Origin of the sequence: Fluviibacterium sp. S390 (assembly GCF_049800695.1) — a bacterium.
GTDB lineage: Bacteria > Pseudomonadota > Alphaproteobacteria > Rhodobacterales > Rhodobacteraceae > Meridianimarinicoccus.
The window spans coordinates 101,636-119,339 of record NZ_JBNAFN010000003.1 but is presented as its reverse complement, the minus strand read 5'-3'; the positions used below and the strand labels follow the sequence as shown (position 1 = coordinate 119,339).

At 66.1% G+C, this 17,704-nt stretch carries 19 protein-coding genes; 10 read left to right on the top strand and 9 right to left on the bottom strand.

Annotated elements, in window-relative coordinates:
- Positions 1-38 precede the first annotated feature (38 nt).
- Genes ACP15K_RS03840 through glp form a run of 4 tightly spaced genes read left to right on the top strand, consistent with a single transcriptional unit; the run spans position 39 to position 4,184 of the window.
- Entirely contained in the window at positions 39-923 is an 885-nt protein-coding gene (locus ACP15K_RS03840; RefSeq protein WP_193140638.1) for a formate dehydrogenase accessory sulfurtransferase FdhD, read from the top strand.
- The gene (gene mobA, locus ACP15K_RS03835; RefSeq protein ID WP_424989850.1) at positions 920-1,543 is read left to right on the top strand and encodes a molybdenum cofactor guanylyltransferase MobA; all 624 of its coding nucleotides are present in this window, start codon (positions 920-922) and stop codon (positions 1,541-1,543) included. Before ACP15K_RS03840 ends, mobA begins: the two co-directional genes overlap by 4 nt.
- Positions 1,540-2,034 (top strand): molybdopterin-guanine dinucleotide biosynthesis protein B, encoded by a 495-nt coding sequence (gene mobB / locus ACP15K_RS03830; RefSeq protein ID WP_424989849.1) that lies wholly within the window; start codon positions 1,540-1,542, stop codon positions 2,032-2,034. Before mobA ends, mobB begins: the two co-directional genes overlap by 4 nt.
- On the top strand, positions 2,031-4,184 hold the full coding sequence (gene glp, locus ACP15K_RS03825) for a gephyrin-like molybdotransferase Glp (RefSeq protein WP_424989848.1): 2,154 nt from the start codon (positions 2,031-2,033) through the stop codon (positions 4,182-4,184). Before mobB ends, glp begins: the two co-directional genes overlap by 4 nt.
- 55 nt (positions 4,185-4,239) lie before the next feature.
- Here the strand turns inward: glp and ACP15K_RS03820 are convergent, their stop codons facing one another.
- Positions 4,240-5,121, bottom strand: a complete 882-nt coding sequence (locus tag ACP15K_RS03820; RefSeq protein ID WP_193140642.1) for a hypothetical protein — start codon at positions 5,119-5,121, stop codon at positions 4,240-4,242.
- Positions 5,114-5,584 (bottom strand): transcription elongation factor GreA, encoded by a 471-nt coding sequence (gene greA, locus ACP15K_RS03815; protein ID WP_424989847.1) that lies wholly within the window; start codon positions 5,582-5,584, stop codon positions 5,114-5,116. Before greA ends, ACP15K_RS03820 begins: the two co-directional genes overlap by 8 nt.
- A 270-nt stretch (positions 5,585-5,854) precedes the next feature.
- Here greA and ACP15K_RS03810 point away from each other — a divergent pair, with 270 nt between their 5' ends.
- The 3 genes from ACP15K_RS03810 to ACP15K_RS03800 all read left to right on the top strand — a co-directional run bounded on the left by ACP15K_RS03810 (position 5,855) and on the right by ACP15K_RS03800 (position 10,151).
- Positions 5,855-7,507, top strand: a complete 1,653-nt coding sequence (locus ACP15K_RS03810; RefSeq protein WP_424989846.1) for a 4Fe-4S dicluster domain-containing protein — start codon at positions 5,855-5,857, stop codon at positions 7,505-7,507.
- 93 nt (positions 7,508-7,600) lie between these two features.
- Positions 7,601-9,292 (top strand): tetratricopeptide repeat protein, encoded by a 1,692-nt coding sequence (locus tag ACP15K_RS03805; RefSeq protein WP_226925696.1) that lies wholly within the window; start codon positions 7,601-7,603, stop codon positions 9,290-9,292.
- Complete coding sequence (locus tag ACP15K_RS03800; protein ID WP_424989903.1) at positions 9,276-10,151, top strand: 4-(cytidine 5'-diphospho)-2-C-methyl-D-erythritol kinase; 876 nt, start codon at positions 9,276-9,278, stop codon at positions 10,149-10,151. Before ACP15K_RS03805 ends, ACP15K_RS03800 begins: the two co-directional genes overlap by 17 nt.
- Here the strand turns inward: ACP15K_RS03800 and ACP15K_RS03795 are convergent.
- The gene (locus ACP15K_RS03795) at positions 10,127-11,128 is read right to left on the bottom strand and encodes a polyprenyl synthetase family protein (protein WP_424989845.1); all 1,002 of its coding nucleotides are present in this window, start codon (positions 11,126-11,128) and stop codon (positions 10,127-10,129) included. The two genes, ACP15K_RS03800 and ACP15K_RS03795, sit on opposite strands and share 25 nt — an antisense overlap.
- A gap of 54 nt (positions 11,129-11,182) precedes the next feature.
- Between ACP15K_RS03795 and ACP15K_RS03790 the strand changes: the two genes are divergently transcribed.
- The 3 genes from ACP15K_RS03790 (at position 11,183) to ACP15K_RS03780 (ending at position 12,450) form a co-directional block, all read left to right on the top strand.
- Positions 11,183-11,398 carry a DUF2007 domain-containing protein gene (locus ACP15K_RS03790; protein ID WP_193140647.1) on the top strand — a complete coding sequence of 72 codons (216 nt, stop codon included), beginning with the start codon at positions 11,183-11,185 and terminating at the stop codon, positions 11,396-11,398.
- Between the two features lie 4 nt (positions 11,399-11,402).
- A complete protein-coding gene (locus ACP15K_RS03785; RefSeq protein WP_193140648.1) occupies positions 11,403-12,173 on the top strand; it encodes a tRNA1(Val) (adenine(37)-N6)-methyltransferase in 771 nt (256 codons plus the stop codon).
- A 106-nt stretch (positions 12,174-12,279) separates the two neighbouring features.
- Complete coding sequence (locus ACP15K_RS03780; RefSeq protein WP_193140649.1) at positions 12,280-12,450, top strand: YdcH family protein; 171 nt, start codon at positions 12,280-12,282, stop codon at positions 12,448-12,450.
- 66 nt (positions 12,451-12,516) lie between these two features.
- Here the strand turns inward: ACP15K_RS03780 and gcvA are convergent, their stop codons facing one another.
- From gcvA to ACP15K_RS03750, 6 genes are all read right to left on the bottom strand, one after another.
- Positions 12,517-13,452, bottom strand: a complete 936-nt coding sequence (gene gcvA, locus ACP15K_RS03775) for a transcriptional regulator GcvA (protein WP_424989844.1) — start codon at positions 13,450-13,452, stop codon at positions 12,517-12,519.
- Positions 13,453-13,723: 271 nt separating this feature from the next.
- A complete protein-coding gene (phbB, locus tag ACP15K_RS03770) occupies positions 13,724-14,449 on the bottom strand; it encodes an acetoacetyl-CoA reductase (protein ID WP_193140651.1) in 726 nt (241 codons plus the stop codon).
- A gap of 167 nt (positions 14,450-14,616) precedes the next feature.
- Positions 14,617-15,792: an acetyl-CoA C-acetyltransferase gene (locus tag ACP15K_RS03765; protein WP_193140652.1), complete on the bottom strand. Its 1,176-nt coding sequence runs from the start codon at positions 15,790-15,792 to the stop codon at positions 14,617-14,619.
- 111 nt (positions 15,793-15,903) lie between these two features.
- Positions 15,904-16,719, bottom strand: coding sequence for an EAL domain-containing protein (locus ACP15K_RS03760; protein WP_424989843.1), 816 nt, complete (start codon positions 16,717-16,719; stop codon positions 15,904-15,906).
- Positions 16,720-16,833: 114 nt separating this feature from the next.
- The gene (locus ACP15K_RS03755; RefSeq protein WP_424989842.1) at positions 16,834-17,265 is read right to left on the bottom strand and encodes a CoA-binding protein; all 432 of its coding nucleotides are present in this window, start codon (positions 17,263-17,265) and stop codon (positions 16,834-16,836) included.
- Between the two features lie 168 nt (positions 17,266-17,433).
- Complete coding sequence (locus tag ACP15K_RS03750; protein WP_424989841.1) at positions 17,434-17,703, bottom strand: hypothetical protein; 270 nt, start codon at positions 17,701-17,703, stop codon at positions 17,434-17,436.
- Position 17,704: the final 1 nt, after the last annotated feature.

Below are 17,704 nucleotides of genomic sequence, written 5' to 3'. Positions count from 1 at the left end.
AACAATCCCGAGCTACGCCAAGCAGGCAGGAGAGGCAATTGTCCGAGCGACCCGAAACACGCGCATTGCTGATCGCTCCAGACCCCAAGGCCCCCGGTTTGACCCGTGCGGTCACCGGCGTGGATCACACTGGCCAGCCCTGCGACCTGTCGGTGGTCGAGGAGCGGCCATTGACCATCTATCTGAACAGCCGCGAGATCGTGACGGCGATGACCATCGGGGATTATCCCGAATATCTGGGCGTCGGGTTCCTGCGCAACCAGGGGATGCTGCGCGACAGCGATGTGATCACCGGCGTCGATTTCGATGCCGAGTTGGAAGTGGTGGTGGTGCGCACCGCCGAACAGACCGACCATGAGGACAAGCTGAAGAAGAAGACCCGAACCTCGGGCTGCGCCGTGGGCACGGTCTTTGGCGACATGATGGAGGGGCTGGAGGGGCTGGAACTGCCGCCTGCGCAGGTGCGGACCTCGGACCTTTATGCGCTGGCACGGCAGATCAACACGCTGCCCAGCCTCTACCTTGAGGCCGGGGCGATCCATGGCTCGGTGCTGTGCAAGGGAGATCAGCCGCTGGTCTACATGGAAGACGTCGGTCGTCACAACGCGGTGGACAAGATCGCGGGCTGGATGGTGACCGAAGGCGCCTCGGGCGCGGACAAGGTGCTGTATACCACCGGGCGGCTGACCTCGGAGATGGTGATCAAGACCGCGCTGATGGGCATTCCGGTGCTCGCCTCGCGCTCGGGCTTCACGGCCTGGGGGGTAGAGATCGCGCGGCAGGTGGGGCTGACCCTGATCGGCCGGATGCGCGGCCAGCGGTTCGTCTGCCTCAGCGGGGCAGAACGGCTGGTCTGGGACGCGGATCCGGAGGCCCAACCGGCCGAGGACCGCCGCCACCGCCGCAAGGGGGCACCGGCATGAGTTTTGGTGTGCTGAACCTTGGCGGCGTGATTCTTGCCGGCGGTCAGGCGCGGCGCATGGGCGGCGGCGACAAGGGCGCGCTGGTGCTGGGGGGGCGCAGCCTGCTGGACCGGGTGATCGACCGCCTGGGGCCGCAGGTGGGGCCGATGATGCTGAACGCCAACGGCGATGCGGCGCGCTTTGCCGAATACGGGTTGCCGGTCCGGGGTGACAGCCTGCCGGGGTATCCGGGCCCGCTGGCGGGGGTTCTGGCCGGTCTCGACTGGGCAGCCGAGGCGGGGCTGACCCATATCATCACCGCCGCCGCCGACACGCCGTTCTTTCCCGCCGACCTTGCGCCGCGTCTGGCGCGCGCCGCCGAACGCGCCGCCACGCCGATTGCGCTGGCTGCCACGCAGGAAGGCGGGCGGATGACCCGGCACCCGACCTTCGGGCTGTGGCCCGTGGCGCTGCGCGCCGATCTGCGGGCCGCGCTTGAGGATGGTTTGCGCAAGGTGGTGCTGTGGACCGACAAGCATGGCGCGGCCTCGACCGCATTCCACGACGACGCCTTCTTCAACATCAACACGCCCGAGGATCTGGCCCGCGCCGAGCGGATGGTGCGCGAGGGCGTGCAATGAGGCTGTTCGGCGTCGCGGGCTGGAAGAACGCGGGCAAGACCGGGCTGATGGAACGGTTGGTGACCGAAATCACCGGGCGGGGGCTCAGCGTCTCGACGGTGAAACACGCCCATCACGCCTTCGACGTGGATCATGCGGGGCGCGACAGCCATCGGCACCGGCAGGCGGGGGCGACCGAGGTTCTGGTGGCCTCGGGCCATCGCTGGGCGTTGATGCATGAACTGCGCAACCGGGCAGAGCCGCCGTTGGAACTGCTGCTGGACAAGCTGTCGCCGGTCGATCTGGTGCTGATCGAGGGCTACAAGCGCGAGCGGCATCCCAAGATCGAAGCCTGGCGGCAGGCGGCCGGACACGCGCTGATCGCACCCGAGGATCCGACGATCCGCGCCGTGGCCTCGGACATGGTGTTGCCCGATCTGACGGTGCCTCGGTTCGATCTGGACGATACTGGCGCCATTGCGGATTTCATCCTGGCCGAGGTCGGGCTGTGACGCGATTCGACACGGTGCTGGTGGTCGATTGGTCCGGCGGCAAGGATCGCGGGGCCACGCCCAAGGCTGATGCCATCTGGACCTGTGTCGCCCGGAATGGCGATGCCGAGCCGCCGGTCTATCACCGCAATCGTCAGGTGGCCGAAGCCGCCCTGCGGGAGTTTCTTAAGGCCGAACTGCGCGCCGGTCGCCGGGTTCTGGCCGGCTTCGATTTTGCCTTCGGCTATCCGGCGGGATTCGCCGAGGCGCTGACCGGGCGCGCCGATGCGCTGGCCCTGTGGGAGTGGGTCGAGGCGCGGATCACCGACACGCCCGAGAACAACAACCGTTTCGATCTGGCCGCAGAGATCAACGCCCGCTTCCCTGGCGACGGGTCGTTCTGGGGCAATGGCCTGAAGCGCGAGATCGTGGGGCTGCCGCGCGGCACAAGCGGGCTGGACCGCGCCGCCACCGGATTGGCGGAACGTCGTCAGGTCGAAAGACACCTGCCCGGGGCGTTCTCTTGCTGGCAGTTGGCCGGGGCTGGGGCCGTGGGCTCGCAGACCCTGATGGGGCTGCCGGTTCTGGCGCGGCTGCGGCGCGCGCTGGCCGGGCGCATCGCGGTCTGGCCGTTCGAGCCAAGTGTCGAGGCGAGTGTGGTTCTGGCCGAGGTCTACCCCTCGATTCTGGCCGAGGCGGTCTTAGCGCAGATGGCCGAGGATCCTGCCGCCATCAAGGACGCGGTGCAGGTCGAGGTGCTGGCTCGCGCACTGTCCCGGCTGGCCGCAAGCGACGGCCTTGGTCCGCTTTTGTCCGCCGCGCCGACCGGGGCACTGGCGGAAGGCTGGATTCTGGGCGCCGGGGCCGAAGCGCAGTTGCGTCAGGCGGCGCGGGGCGATCAGCCGCTGCGCCCGCCACCGCTGCGCAACGATTGTTTCGCCCTGCCGCAAGGCGTCGTTTGGACACCGGTGGCCGACGCTCTGGACGCCCTGCGCGCCCGGATCCGCCCGGTGACCGGCACTGAACGCCTGCCCTTGTCGCAGGCCCTTGGCCGGGTATTGGCTGAACCCGCCGTCGCCCGGCGCGCCAACCCGCCCGGCGCCAATTCGGCGGTGGATGGCTATGGTTTTGCCGGGGCTTCGATCGGCGCGGGGCCACAGGTTCTGCCGCTGGTGGACGGCCGCGCCGCCGCCGGGGCACCGTTTCATGGCCGCGTCCCCGAGGGCCACGCGATCCGCATCCTGACCGGGGCGCTGCTGCCCGAGGGGGTCGATACCGTGGTGCTGGAGGAAGACTGCGCGCTTGGCGGCGGGCAGGTGGCGTTCGAGGGTCCGGTGAAGCCCGGCGCAAATGCCCGCAAGGCCGGCGAGGATGTGCAGGCCGGGGCCGAGGTTCTGGTCGCAGGCCGCCGGCTTGGCCCGCCGGACCTGGCGCTGCTGGCCGCCACCGGGCTGGCCGAGGTCGCGGTTCACAGGCCGCTGCGGGTGGGCGTGGTATCAACCGGTGACGAGTTGGTGGCGCCGGGGGAAGACATGGATCCCGGCAAGACCTTCGACGCCAACCGTCCGATGTTGCTGGGGCTGATCGCGGACTGGGGGCATACGGCGGTGGACCTGGGGCAGGTCGCCGACACGCGCGATGCCGTGCGCGCGGCGCTGGATGGCGCGGCGGCGCAGGTGGATGCGGTGCTGACCTCGGGCGGGGCTTCGGCAGGAGATGAAGATCACGTCTCGGCCCTGCTGCGCGAAGAGGGGAACTTGCAGACCTGGCGCGTGGCAATGAAACCGGGGCGGCCACTGGCGCTCGCGCTATGGCAGGGGGTGCCGGTGGTCGGCCTGCCGGGCAACCCGGTGGCGGCCTTCGTCTGCAGCCTGGTTTTCGCGCGTCCGATGCTGGCGGCGCTGTCCGGGCAGGGCTGGCCCGTGCCGCAGGGATTCAGCGTTCCGGCCGCATTTTCCAAGCGCAAGAAGGCCGGGCGGCGGGAATATCTGCGCGCGCGGCTGGATGCGAATGGGCGGGCAGAGGTCTTTGCCTCGGAAGGCTCGGGCCGGGTCTCGGGGCTAAGCTGGGCTTGCGGATTGGTGGAACTGGACGAAGACGCCCGCGAGATTTCCCCCGGCGATCCGGTGCGCTTCGTGCCCTATGGCAGCTTTGGGGTGCGGGGCGGGTAGGGGAGCCTTCCCCCGATGACCCATCTCCCCCGGGACCATTGCCCGACAGCTGTGCTCAGCGCGGGCCGAACATGTCGGCGGCCGCGCCCAGCAGCAGGAAGGCGCGGGCGCTGCGGGTGGCAGTGAGGGCGGTAATGGCGGGCTCGTCCAGATCCGGAAGACGGCTGGTGATCAGGTGATCGAAGCGGCGCAGGAAATGGTGGACCGTGTCGCGGTAAACCGTGTTGGTGTGCAACTGTCGGCGGCATTTTTCGGCTTCGGGCGTGTCCTGGAAAAGGGCCAGCCCGATGGCTACATCGTGGCGTGCGCCCTCGGCGAAGGCCTGCCAGGTGGCCGCATCGGGCAGCGCGCCGTCGATGTCATCGACGTAGATGCCATCCTGGGACAGCAGCGTCAGCATGTCCTGCGCGGCCTGAACCACCTGCCGGGACTGCGGATCCTTCAGGGCGCGGGCGAGCGAGCGGAACCCCTCGGCATCATCCTGCGTTTCGGGGAAATGCAGGGCGCGGATCAGGTCGGTCAGGGCCAGCGGTTGCGCCGGCACCGGATCCATCGGCAGCGCCGGTTGCGGATCTGACAGCGGCATGGCCGAAACCGACAGCGGCACGGGATCGGACGTGCGCGGCGGCGGCGTCTTTTCCGGGCGCACCTGCGGTGCGGTCTGCTGTGCTTTCAGGACCTCCAGTTCGGCGCGCGCCTGATGCAGGGCGCGGGCCAGGGCGGTGGCAAGGCAGATCAGCACCAATGGCAGGACAAGGCCAAGGACCGTGCCCAGCAACCCGTCGCCCGCACGCGGCAACACGAGCAGGTAAAGGGCCGCCCAAACAAGCGCCGTGCCGGCACCGATGGCGATGATCGCCGTGGCCCCTGTGCGCCGGGACGACGGGCCCGGGGCGGGACCCGAGTGGGGACGCCCCGTCCGGTCGCTGTCAGCCATAGACAATGGTCAGAATTTCATAGGCCCGATCCCCGCCGGGGGTGCGCACCTCGACGCTGTCGCCCTCTTCCTTGCCGATCAGGGCACGGGCCAGCGGCGACTTGATGTTCAGTCGGCCCTTCTCGATGTCGGCTTCGGGTTCGCCGACGATCTGATAGGTCTTCTCTTCCTCGTTGTCCTCGTCCAGCAGCGTCACGCGGGCGCCGAACTTGATGGCGCCGGACAGCTTCGAGGTGTCGATAATGTCGGCACGGCCAAGGATGGATTCGACTTCCTTGATGCGGCCTTCGATGAAGCTCTGCTTTTCGCGGGCGGCATGATATTCGGCGTTTTCCGACAGGTCGCCATGTTCGCGCGCCTCGGCAATGGCCTTGATGACCGCCGGGCGTTCCACCGACTTGAGGGTTTTTAGTTCTTTGTCCAGCGCGGTGTGGCCCGCGCGGGTCAGCGGTATCTTTTCCATGAGTCTCTTTATCCTGCCTGCGTCCCGATACTGCCCGGGACGGACGCGACCAAGCCCAACCTGAACAAATGGCAGACCGGATTGCAAGGGGCGGAATGCGGCGGTGGCACCGGCCTGCCGGGTGCTACCCAAGGTCGCGCGACGGGCGGGCAAAAGGCGCAACGTCGCAATTGACCCTGCGGCCCGCCGCAGTCGATAACCCCGGTGAGCCAAAGTCAGGTGTCCGGGTCCCGACGGGATCGAGACCCCGCGCAGCAGAGGATTAAGCCTATGACCGAGATCGAACGCGAAGAGATGGAGTATGACGTCGTCATCGTAGGCGCCGGACCGGCAGGTCTGTCGGCCGCGATCCGTCTGAAACAGCTTGATCCCGAACTTCAGGTCGTGGTGCTGGAGAAGGGCTCGGAAGTGGGGGCGCATATCCTGTCGGGCGCGGTTCTGGATCCCTGCGGTCTGAACAAGCTGATCCCCGACTGGAAAGAGAAGGGCGCCCCGATCACCGTGCCGGTGAAACAGGACAACTTCTATATGCTGGGCGAGGCGGGACAGATCCGTGTGCCCAACTTCCCGATGCCGCCGCTGATGAACAACCACGGCAACTACATCGTGTCGATGGCCAATGTCTGCCGCTGGATGGCCGAGCAGGCAGAGGCGCTGGAGGTTGAAATCTTCCCCGGCATGGCCTGTTCCGAACTGGTCTATGGTGACAACGGCGAAGTTGCCGGCGTGGTTGCCGGTGAATTCGGCAAGGACGCCGACGGCACCCCCGGTCCGGCCTATGAGCCGGGCATGGTGCTGAAGGGCAAATACGTCTTCCTGTCCGAAGGCGTGCGCGGATCGCTGTCAAAGCAGGCCATCGCGAAATTCGATCTGGACGCGGATGCCGAGCCCCAGAAATACGGCATCGGCATGAAGGAAATCTGGGAGATCGATCCCGACAAGCATCACGAGGGCACCGTCACCCACACCATGGGCTGGCCGCTGGGCGCGAACGCCGGGGGCGGTTCCTTCATCTATCATCTTGACAACAATCAGGTTTACGTCGGTTTCGTTGTTCACCTGAACTACAAGAACCCGTATTTGTCGCCCTATATGGAATTCCAGCGGTTCAAGCATCACCCGATGGTGGCCGAGCTGCTGAAGGGCGGCAAACGCGTGGCCTATGGGGCGCGGGCTATCTCGGAAGGCGGCTGGCAGTCGCTGCCGAAGCTGGCGTTCCCTGGCGGGGCGCTGCTGGGCTGTTCGGCGGGTATGGTCAACGTGCCGCGCATCAAGGGCAACCACAACGCGATGCTGTCGGGCATGGCTGCTGCCGAAGCCGCCCATGCCGCCCTGGCCGAGGGCCGGTCGGGCGACACGCTGGACGGATACGACGCCGACGTGCGGTCGGGGCCGATCGCCAAGGACCTGAAGAAAGTGCGCAACGTCAAGCCGCTGTGGTCGAAATACGGGCTGACGACATCGCTGATGGTTGGCGGTATGGACATGTGGACCAACACGCTGGGCTTTTCGGTTCTGGGCACGCTGGGCCACGGAAAAACCGATGCGGAAGCCACCGAGCGGTCGATCCGGCACACGCCCATCGACTATCCCAAGCCCGATGGCACGCTCAGCTTCGACCGGCTGACCAATGTCAGCTTCGCGGCGACCAACCACGAGGAAAGCCAGCCCGCGCATCTGAAACTGACCGATCCGGATCTGGCGGTGACGGTCGACTGGAACAAGTATGCAGGTCCGTCGACCCGCTATTGCCCGGCGGGTGTCTATGAATTCGTGCAGGACGAAGGGGCCGCGCAGCCGCGCTTTGTCATCAACTTCCAGAACTGCGTGCACTGCAAGACCTGCGACATCAAGGATCCGGCCCAGAACATCACCTGGACCACGCCGCAGGGGGGCGACGGGCCGAATTACCCGAACATGTGATGGTGTGGCCGGGGCGACAGCCCCGGCCCGCATTGCCAATGGGGCGGGCGCGCACTAGCCTTTCCGGATGAAGACGTCTGACGGAGTACCCCCTTGCGCCTGACACGCCCCCTGTTCGCCCTGGCCCTGGCCGCGCAACTGACCGCCTCGGCGGCGGCTGCCGGGTCTTCCGGCGCCTATCTTGCGGCCCGCCACGCGGGCATCAACAACGACTATGTGGCGGCGGCGGAGTATTTCACCCGCGCCCTGTCCCGTGATCCCAACAATCCGGGGCTGATGGACAACGTGGTGACGGTCAACGTCAACGCCGGCTGGATCGATCGGGCCGTGCCGGTGGCAAGGGTCATGATCGATTCCGAGATGCCCAGCCAGGTGGCCGCCATGGTCGTTCTGGCCGACATGGCGGCGCAGGGCGAGTTTTCCCAGATCGTCGAAAGCTTCGAAAGCGGCCGATCCGTCGGCGCGCTGGTGGACGGTCTGACCGCCGCCTGGGCAATGCTGGGGGCCGGGCAGGTGAGCCTGGCGCTGGAGAAATTCGACGAAGTCGCCAGCCAGCAGGGGCTGAAGTCCTTCGCGCTGTATCACAAGGCGCTCGCGCTGGCCTCGGTCGGGGATTTCGAAGGTGCGGACGATATCTTCTCGGGCCGCGCCGAAGGGCCGTTGCAGGTCTCGCGCCGGGGCGTTCTGGCCCATGTGCAGGTGCTTAGCCAACTGGATCGCAACGAAGGCTCCATCGATCTGATCGAACAGGCATTCGGCGCCAATCCCGCACCGATCTTCGCGCAGCTTCTGGAAGACCTGGCCACCGGCCAGCAAGTGCCCTTCACGCTGGCCACCGATGCCACCCAAGGCATTGGCGAGGTGTTCCATTCCATCGCCTCGGCACTGGTGGGCGAGGCCGCCGATGGCTACACGCTGGTCTATGCCCGGCTGGCGTCGCACCTGAACCCCGGCAACGTCGACTCGCTTCTGCTGATCGCGGCGCTGCTGGAGGATCTTGAGCAATACGATCTGGCCACCCGCGCTTACGACGCCGTTCCGCACGATCATGCGGCCTTCGTCACCGCCGAAATCGGCCGCGCCGACGCGCTGCTGGCCGCTGGCCGTGACGATGCCGCCGTCGAGGTGCTCAAGCAGCTGGCCAAGGCGCATCCGGAGCTGCTGCAAGTGCAGAACAAGCTGGGCGACACCCTGCGCCGTCTGGATCGGTTCGAAGAGGCGCAGCCGGTCTATGATCGCGCCATCGCCCTGATCGAGACCCCCGAGGCCAACAGCTGGCCGGTGTTTTTCTCACGCGGGATCACGCTGGAACGTATCGGACAATGGGAGGCCGCCGAGGTCGATTTCCGCAAGGCGCTGGAATTGCAGCCCGAACAACCGCAGGTCCTGAACTACCTTGGTTACAGCCTGGTCGAGATGCAGACCAACCTTGACGAGGCGCTCGACATGATCGAACGCGCCGTCGCCGGGCGGCCCAACGATGGCTATATCACCGACTCGCTGGGGTGGGTGCTGTACCGGATGGGCCGCTATGACGAAGCAGTCGGCCATATGGAACGCGCCGCCGCGCTGATGCCCACGGATCCGATCATCAACGACCATCTGGGCGATGTCTATTGGTCGGTGGGCCGCCAGATCGAGGCGCAATTCCAGTGGCGCCGGGCCTTGTCCTTCGACCCCGAAGAAGACGAGGCCGACCGCATTCGCCGCAAGCTGGAAGTCGGGCTGGATCAGGTTCTGGAAGACGAGGGAGCCGCCCCCCTTGGCGTTGTCGAAGACGGCTGAGGCTTTTGCGCCGGCCAAGGTCAACCTGACACTGCATGTCACCGGACAGCGGGCCGATGGCTATCACCTGCTTGATTCGCTGGTGGTCTTCGCGGGCGTGGGCGACCGTCTGCGCGGGCAGTTGGCCCCGGAAACGCGGCTGCGTGTGACCGGTCCGCGTGCGGCGGGGGTGCCCACCGATGGCAGCAATCTGGTTCTGAAGGCGGCGCGCCTGTTCCGTCCCGAGGTGCCGGCTTCTCTGACCCTGGAAAAGCACCTTCCCGCCGCTGCCGGGATCGGCGGCGGATCGTCTGACGCGGCGGCCTGCCTGCGCCTGTTGGCCCATCTGGGCACGCGGGCGTTGCCGTCAGAGGCCGATCAGTTGCGCCTTGGAGCCGATGTGCCGGTATGCCTTGCGGGCGATCCCCTGCGGATGGCGGGGATTGGCGAGGCGCTGTCGCCGGTGTCGGAGCTGCCGCCGCTCTGGCTGGTTCTGGTCAATCCCGGTGTTGACGTGCCGACCCCGGCGGTGTTCCGCGCCCTGACAAGCAAGACCAACCCGCCGATGCCGGATATTCCGTCTTTCCGCGATGCAAAGGCGATTCTGGCGTGGCTCGCGGCGCAGCGCAATGATCTTGAGGCCCCGGCCCGCGCGCAGGCGCCGGTCATCGACACCGTGCTTGCGGCACTGGCCGCGCAGCCGGGGTGCGGATTGGCGCGCATGTCGGGATCGGGGGCCACCTGTTTCGGGCTGTTTGCCATGGCTGCCGCAGCCGACGCCGCCGCCGGGGCGCTGGCCCGCGCGCAGCCGGACTGGTGGGTCACGGCGGCCCCGGTGCTGGGCCGCGCGCCGGATCAGTTGATCCGCGCCACCACATAGTCGGCAAGGTCTTCCAGCATTTCGCGCAGGGCGGTTTGCGGGACCTGCGCCAGCGCGGCCTTCGCGGTCGCGGCCCAGGCCAGCGCATCGTCGCGGGCGGCGGCCATGGCACCATGCTTGTCCAGCAGGGACAGGGCGTGGTCCAGATCGCCGTCGCGCTGGTCGCCCTTCTCGATCACCCGGCGCCAGAAGGCGCGCTCTTCGTCATCGGCCTTGGCCACGGCCTTGATGACCGGTAGCGTCAGCTTGCGCTCGCGGAAGTCGTCGCCGACGTTCTTGCCGATGGTGGCGGTGCTGCCGCCATAGTCGAGCAGGTCATCGACGATCTGGAAGGCCATCCCCAGCGCATCGCCATAGGTGTGCAGGTCGCGCACGATGGCCTCATCCGCCCCGGCAATCACGCCGCCGACCTCGGTCGCGGCGGAAAACAGCGCCGCCGTCTTGCCGCGAATGACCTTCGTGTAGATCTCTTCGGTGGTGGCAAGGTTCTGGGCGGCGGTCAGTTGCAGCACCTCGCCCTCGGCGATGGTGGCCGCCGCGCTGGACAGGATGTCCAGCACCCGCAGCGAACCGGTTTCGACCATCAGCTTGAACGAGCGCGCGAAAAGGTAATCGCCCACCAGTACCGAGGACTTGTTGTCCCACAGCAGGTTGGCCGTGGGCCGTCCGCGCCGCTGGTCGCTTTCGTCCACCACGTCATCGTGCAGCAGGGTCGCGGTGTGAATGAACTCCACCGTGGCCGCCAGCAGCAGGTGATCCTCGCCCTGGTAGTCGCACATGCGTGCGGTGGCCAGGGTCAGCATCGGCCGCAGGCGCTTGCCCCCGGCCTCGACAAGATGGGCGGTGATTTCGGGAATGCGGGGCGCGTGTTCGGACACCATTCGGGCCCGGATCAGCGCATTCACCCGCTCCATGTCGTCGGCCAGTTCCGCGCTCAGGCGCTCCATCGGTTTCACAGAGGCGGTATCGAGGCTCATCACGGTTCCGTATGCTGTCTCGACAAGCCGGGTGGCCTGTCATAACTGTCTGATATGAAGGAGCTTCTGCGTACCAACGATCCAACGGTGCTGGCCTTCGCCTCGGCACTCCTTCGAGGTGAGGATATAGACTGCTTTCCCATCGACGTCCACATGAGCGTGCTGGAAGGTTCGGTGGGCATCCTGCCGCGCCGAATCATGGTGCGGGCGGCTGATCACTTCCGCGCCCGTGCAATCCTTGTGGACAATGGCATCGATCCCGAAGGGTAAGACCATGACCGACGATCTGACCCGCGATCTGCTGCTGGGCGGGCGCGTGGTGATCTGGCAGCCCCGAAAGGGCTTTCGGGCCGGGGTGGACGCGGTGCTTCTGGCCGCGGCGGTGCCGGCACGGCCCGGCCAGTCGGTGCTGGAACTGGGCTGCGGTGTCGGAACCGCCAGCCTGTGCCTTGCCACCCGTGTGCCGGATCTGGCGGTGTTCGGTGTGGAGCTTCAGCCCGCCTATGCCGATCTGGCCCGGCGCAATGCCACCGAGACCGGCGTCGATCTGACCGTTGCCACCGCGGATATTGCGGCGCTGCCTGCCGATCTGCGCAACCGCAGCTTCGATCATGTGTTGGCCAATCCGCCGTATTATCAACGCAGTCAGGGGCCGGCTTCTGAAGACGCGGGGCGCGACATCGCGCTGGCTGGCGACACGCCGCTGGCGGCCTGGGTCGAGGCAGCGACGCGTCGGCTGACCCCCGGCGGCTGCCTGACGATGATCCAGCAGGCCGACCGTCTGCCTGACCTTCTGGCAGCGCTGGACCGGCGCCTTGGTGCGGTCGAGGTGCTGCCCCTGGCCCCGCGTGAGGGGCGTCCGGCGCATCTGGTGCTGCTGCGGGCGATCAAGGGCCGGCGTACGCCGTTTTCGCTTCGGGCGCCGCTGGTGCTGCACGCGGGGCCCCGGCATCTGAGCGATGCCGAGGATTACCGCGCCGAGGTGGCCGACGTGTTCCGAAATGTCGCACCTTTGCCCGGGTTTTCCAGCGATTCAAACGGGTGAATTGCGGGCGCAATTCCTAAATCTATACGAGCGGTGTCTGTTTTTCGTGACAGCCGCTGAATTCTGTGGTCGTCTGATCACGTTCAAACATGAAAGGGAGAATTCGATGTCGATGAATGCGCATCTTCAGGAGCTTCGCAGAAAGCACCAGGTCCTCTCCAGTGAAGTGGAGCGCGCCCAACGAAGTCCCAGCATCGACGACCTTCAGGTGGCGGCCCTCAAGAAGCAGAAGCTTCAGATCAAGGAAGAAATCCACCGCCTGTCCGGTCAGGACTAGACAGTCCGTCCCGCCTGGCGGGACATCGGGTTCAAGATTGAAAGCATGCCCCTGGGCATGCTTTTTTCATGGTGTCGCGGGATGGATCGTCCGATGCGCCGTCAGGTTTTCGATCTGCGCCAGTTCCGCCCGCAGCCAGGTCAGAAAGGCCCGGATCGGGGGGCGGTCTTCCGTGCCGGGCACGCAGAGGAACCGAAACCGGGACCGCGTGGCAAACGTGTCCTTCAGTGGCGCCACAAGGTGGCCGTCGCGCAGGGCCGGTGCGGTCAGGGTGACGCGGCCAAGAATGATGCAGGCCCCGGCAATTGCCGCATTGGACGCGTGATCTGCGTGCGAGAACGACGGGCCGGGCGTCGGGGCGTCGGTGACGCCCACGGCCTTCAGGTAGGCGGGCCAGTTCATCATCGGCTCCAGTTGCAGCGTGTCCTCCTGCCGTGCCAGAGGGAAACGCAGCAAGTCAGATGGCTGTGTCACTTGCCGGGCCAGATGCGGCGCCATCATCGGCGTGAGCCAGTCTGTCGTCAGATCGGTGCTGTGCACGCCCGGCGGGGCCGCGACCCCGTATCGGATGGCCACATCCACGCCGTCCCGCACGAGATCGGCCAGACGCAGCGTGGCCAGAAGCCGCAGCTCGACCTCGGGATGGGCCTGGGCAAAGTCATACATGCGGGGCGCCAGCCAGGTGGAGGTGAAGGCCGGACCGGCGGTCACTGTCAGCACGTTTTCATCCTGAACCCGCCCGGCGGCGGCCCAAGCGCTGTGAAGGGCGGCGAAGCCATCGGCAACACCGGGCTGCAGGCGCGCGCCGGCCTCGGTCAGGGCAACGGCGCGGGTCAGGCGATGAAACACCGGCTGGCCAAGGTGGCTTTCCAGCGACTTGATCTGAAAACTCAGCGCGGCGGGGGTGACGTTCAACTCGTCTGCCGCGCGGGCAAAACTCAGGTGACGGGCGGCGGCCTCGAAGGCGCGCAGGGCAGTCAGGGGCGGAAGTCGGTCGGACATACAGTTAAGTAAAACTAATCTGTAAGCATGAAAAGTCTCGTTTGTATGGTGGCGTGGATAAGATCACCTTGAGTGCACCCCCAAAGGAGATTGTCATGGCCATGTTTGAAACCACGCCGACCTGCCAAAGCCGCCTGGCCTTCCGCCGCGCGCATGCCGCCCGTTCCGCAGTCTTCCGCGCGCTGGTTGCTGCACTGTTCGGGCGCGGCTGAGCACAAAAAAGGGGCCGACCCGGCCGGGTCAGCCCCCAATCTGCCAAAGCCGTCTTGGCTCAGGTCATCAGCTGACCGCCGTTTGCCGAGAGGGTCGAACCGGTGATGAAGGCTGCGTCATCCGAAGCCAGGAAGGTCACGCAGCGTGCGATTTCTTCCGGCTCGCCCAGACGGCCCACCGGGATCTGCGGCAGGATCACGCCGTCCATCACCTTCTCGGGGATGGTGCTCATCATGTCGGTGTTGATGTAGCCGGGGCAGATGGCGTTCACGGTGATGTTGGCGCGGGCACCTTCCTGGGCCAGCGCCTTGGTGAAGCCCAGATCGCCGGCTTTCGCCGCGGCATAGTTGACCTGTGCGAACTGGCCCTTCTGGCCGTTCACCGACGAGATGTTGATGATGCGGCCGAACTTGCGCTCGCGCATGCCGGGCCAGACGTTGTGGGTCATGTTGAACACGCCCGTCAGGTTGGTGTTGATGACCTGCGACCACTGCTCGGGCGCCATCTTGTGGAAAGGCGCGTCGCGGGTGATGCCGGCGTTGTTCACCAGAATCTCGACCGGGCCGAGATCGGCTTCGATCTGTGCGATGCCAGCCTTGCAGGCCTCATAGTCGGCCACGTCCCACTTGTAGGTCTTGACGCCGGTTTCGGCGGTGAAGGCGGCGGCCTTCTCGTCGTTGCCCGCATAGGTGGCTGCGACCTGATATCCCGCCGCTTGCAGTGCTTTCGAGATTGCGGCGCCGATGCCGCGCGATCCGCCGGTGACGAGTGCTACTCTTGCCATGGTTGTCCCTCCAGTTTGGCTTAAAATCTTGTAACTCTGTTACGAAGTTGATCTGTCCTGAGCAACATTGTTGCGCTTGGTAAATTGACGCAACCTGCCGGCTGCACGGAGCCTTTTGAAAAAAAGGGTGCCTTGCGGGCACCCTTTTAGTCGTGTGTTTTCGCGGATCAGGGACGCTCCACGCAGAGCGCAACGCCCATGCCGCCGCCGATGCACAACGTGGCGAGGCCCTTCTTGGCATCGCGGCGCTGCATTTCGAACAGAAGCGTGTTCAGCACCCGCGCGCCCGAAGCGCCGATCGGGTGACCGATGGCAATGGCACCGCCGTTCACGTTCACGATCGACGGATCCCAGCCCATGTCCTTGTTCACGGCGCAGGCCTGCGCGGCGAAGGCTTCGTTGGCTTCGACCAGGTCCAGATCGTCGACCGACCAGCCGGCCTTGTCCAGCGCCTTGCGCGAGGCGTAGATCGGGCCAACACCCATGATGGTCGGGTCCAGGCCGGCAGTGGCGTAGGACGCGATGCGGGCCAGCGGGGTGATCCCGCGCTTTTCGGCTTCGGCGGCGGACATCAGCAGCACGCCGGCGGCACCGTCGTTCAGGCCCGAGGCGTTGGCGGCGGTGACCGATCCGTCCTTGGTAAAGGCCGGACGCAGTTTCTGCATGGCTTCCATGGTGGCGCCGTGGCGGATGTATTCATCCGCGTCCACCACGATCTCGCCCTTGCGGGTCTTCACGGTGAAGGGGATGATTTCATCGACGAACTTGCCGGCCTTCTGGGCGGCTTCGGCCTTGTTCTGCGAGGCCACGGCGAATTCATCCTGCTGTTCGCGGGTGATCTGCCACTGGTTCGCCACGTTCTCGGCGGTCTGGCCCATGTGGTAGCCGTTGAAGGCATCCCACAGGCCGTCCTTGATCATCGTGTCGATGTACTTCATGTCGCCCATCTTCTGACCCGCGCGCAGGGCGGCGGCATGGGGGCTCATGGACATGTTCTCCTGGCCGCCGGCGGCGACGATCGAGGCATCGCCGAGCATGATGTGCTGGGCACCCAGAGCGACGGCGCGCAGACCCGAGCCGCACACCTGGTTGATGCTCCAGGCTGCGCTTTCCTGCGGCAGGCCGGCATTGATATGCGCCTGACGGGCCGGGTTCTGGCCCTGGGCCGCGGTCAGCACCTGACCGAGGATGGTTTCGGATACGTCCGATTTGTCAATTCCGGCGCGGGCGACAAGACCCTCCAGCATGGCGGCGCCAAGGTCGTGCGCGGGGGTATTCGCAAACGATCCGAGGAAGCTTCCAACCGCTGTGCGGCCAGCCGATGCGATTACGACGTCGGTCATGGGTATTCCTTCCGTTGTCTCTCGACAGGCGGCGCATTCCGGTTTCGGGGGGAACCGCCTGACCCGCCTTGGATAGGCGGTGGACCCCGGCGGAGCAACTGACTTTGTGTCTCAGCGTGCCAGCGGGGTTCCGAGAGAACAGGGGACGGAGGGGGCAATCGGCCAACTGGGCCTGGGGCCGGGCCGCCCGAAGGCATAGCCCTGCAGGCAGTCGACGCCACGGGAGGCGAGGTATGCGGCTTGCGCATGGCTTTCGACCGATTCTGCAACGGTCAGCAGGTCGAAGTGCCGGGCCAGTCCCAGCAGCGCGTCGAACAGCACCTGGTTGTCGCGATCACGCTCGACATCGCGGGAATACTGACCGTCGATCTTCAGGATGTCGAAACGCAGGGCGCGCAGGGTGCTGAAACAGGTGCTGCCCGCGCCGAAATCGTCCAGCGCCAGCGACAGGCCCAACCCGCGCAGCCGGTCGAAGATCGCGGGCATGTCCGGCGTGGTCAGGCGGCTGCATTCGGTAACCTCGACGATCAGGCGTTCGGCCAGATCGGGCGCGGCGGCCAGTCCGGTGGTCAGCGCGTGCCACCATTGCGGGGTGCGCAGGGATTGGGGCGTGGCGTTCACCGCCAGTCGCAGGGTCGGGCGGCGACCCAGTTCCGCAAGGCCCAGTTGCAGGGCGCGCACATCCAGTTGGCGGCCCAGCGGGCGGTCTTCCACCGCCGGCATGAAAGCGCCCGCAGACACAAGCCCGCCGTGCGGACGGCGCAGGCGCAGCAGGCCTTCGTGAAAGGCGACCATTGCCGTGTCGGCCCCCAGGACCACTGGCTGAAACGCCAGCGTAATCCGGTTGTCTTCAAGGGCCGCGGAAACCTCGGCTTCGATCAGCGACGGGTGCGGGCGGGGCGGCGGAGCGGATTGGGTTTGAAACATGGCAGCGTTTTCCTTGGCAGGCCCCCAAGGTCTTGCAGGGATTCACTTAAATGTTCCCAAAATGTTCCGCATCTTGCCCGGCACGCAGGCAAATCTCGGTAATCTGTGCCGGGATTACACCGGTCCGGAGCCGAACAGGCGGGGGAGCTCGATCATCGGGCAGCGATTCTGAACCACGCGAATCCCCTGCGCGCGCGCCTTGGCCGCTGCTGCATCATCCTGCACGCCCAGTTGGGTCCAGATAGTGCGCAGGGCCGGAAGATGGGCCAGCGCCGCCTCGACAACCCCGGCCACATGGGCCGAGTTTCGGAACACGTCGATCATGTCGACCTCTGCGGGCAGATCGGCAATCGTCGCGACCACGGTTTCGCCGAACAACTGCACGCCAGCCTGGCCCGGATTGACCGGGATCACGCGATATCCGCGTTCGCGCAGGAACTGCGAGACATAGTGACTGGGCCGCGCCGGATTGGGCGAGGCGCCGATGCAGGCAATCACCTTGGTGTCGGTCCAGATCTGGCGCAGCTTGTCGTCGGTAAGGGTCATGGCAGATTCCCGCAGAAAAAAGCGCCCGGGACAAACCGGGCGCTGAAGTCGTGGAACGAGGGACAGTTTGAAAGGGCAAGAGTTCCAGCTTGCCGACGCAATATATGTAGGGTGCAAATCGCGATTTGGAAGAGTTGTTGCGCTCCCGGTGACAAACTTGTGAAGCGGTCAGTCGAAGATGTCGTCCAGAAGATCGAAGGCTTCGCCCATCAGCTTGCGCGACAGCGACTTCTTGCGCTTCTTCTTTTTCGGCTTCGAAGGCTTCATCCGGGTTTTCCCCGGTTTGGCCGGTGCCGGTTGCGTCTTCAGCGCCTTGAGATCGTGCAGCGGCGCCCCGCAAGAGGCGCAGGCCAGCTCATGGCCATCGCGCCCGGTCAGCACCAGCGCGGCGCGGGTGCCGCAATAGCAGCAGGTGGCAATCTTGGTTCCGTGCGGCAAG

Bases quoted from the DNA above. Each gene is read 5' to 3' on its own strand.
- greA (WP_424989847.1), bottom strand. From the start codon at position 5,584: ATGGAAAAGATACCGCTGACCCGCGCGGGCCACACCGCGCTGGACAAA.
- ACP15K_RS03760 (WP_424989843.1), bottom strand. From the start codon at position 16,719: ATGTTTCAAACCCAATCCGCTCCGCCGCCCCGCCCGCACCCGTCGCTG.
- ACP15K_RS03785 (WP_193140648.1), top strand. From the start codon at position 11,403: ATGACCGACGATCTGACCCGCGATCTGCTGCTGGGCGGGCGCGTGGTG.
- phbB (WP_193140651.1), bottom strand. From the start codon at position 14,449: ATGGCAAGAGTAGCACTCGTCACCGGCGGATCGCGCGGCATCGGCGCC.
- ACP15K_RS03780 (WP_193140649.1), top strand. From the start codon at position 12,280: ATGTCGATGAATGCGCATCTTCAGGAGCTTCGCAGAAAGCACCAGGTC.
- ACP15K_RS03820 (WP_193140642.1), bottom strand. From the start codon at position 5,121: ATGGCTGACAGCGACCGGACGGGGCGTCCCCACTCGGGTCCCGCCCCG.
- ACP15K_RS03810 (WP_424989846.1), top strand. From the start codon at position 5,855: ATGACCGAGATCGAACGCGAAGAGATGGAGTATGACGTCGTCATCGTA.
- ACP15K_RS03765 (WP_193140652.1), bottom strand. From the start codon at position 15,792: ATGACCGACGTCGTAATCGCATCGGCTGGCCGCACAGCGGTTGGAAGC.
- mobA (WP_424989850.1), top strand. From the start codon at position 920: ATGAGTTTTGGTGTGCTGAACCTTGGCGGCGTGATTCTTGCCGGCGGT.
- mobB (WP_424989849.1), top strand. From the start codon at position 1,540: ATGAGGCTGTTCGGCGTCGCGGGCTGGAAGAACGCGGGCAAGACCGGG.
- gcvA (WP_424989844.1), bottom strand. From the start codon at position 13,452: ATGTCCGACCGACTTCCGCCCCTGACTGCCCTGCGCGCCTTCGAGGCC.
- ACP15K_RS03790 (WP_193140647.1), top strand. From the start codon at position 11,183: ATGAAGGAGCTTCTGCGTACCAACGATCCAACGGTGCTGGCCTTCGCC.
- ACP15K_RS03795 (WP_424989845.1), bottom strand. From the start codon at position 11,128: ATGAGCCTCGATACCGCCTCTGTGAAACCGATGGAGCGCCTGAGCGCG.
- ACP15K_RS03755 (WP_424989842.1), bottom strand. From the start codon at position 17,265: ATGACCCTTACCGACGACAAGCTGCGCCAGATCTGGACCGACACCAAG.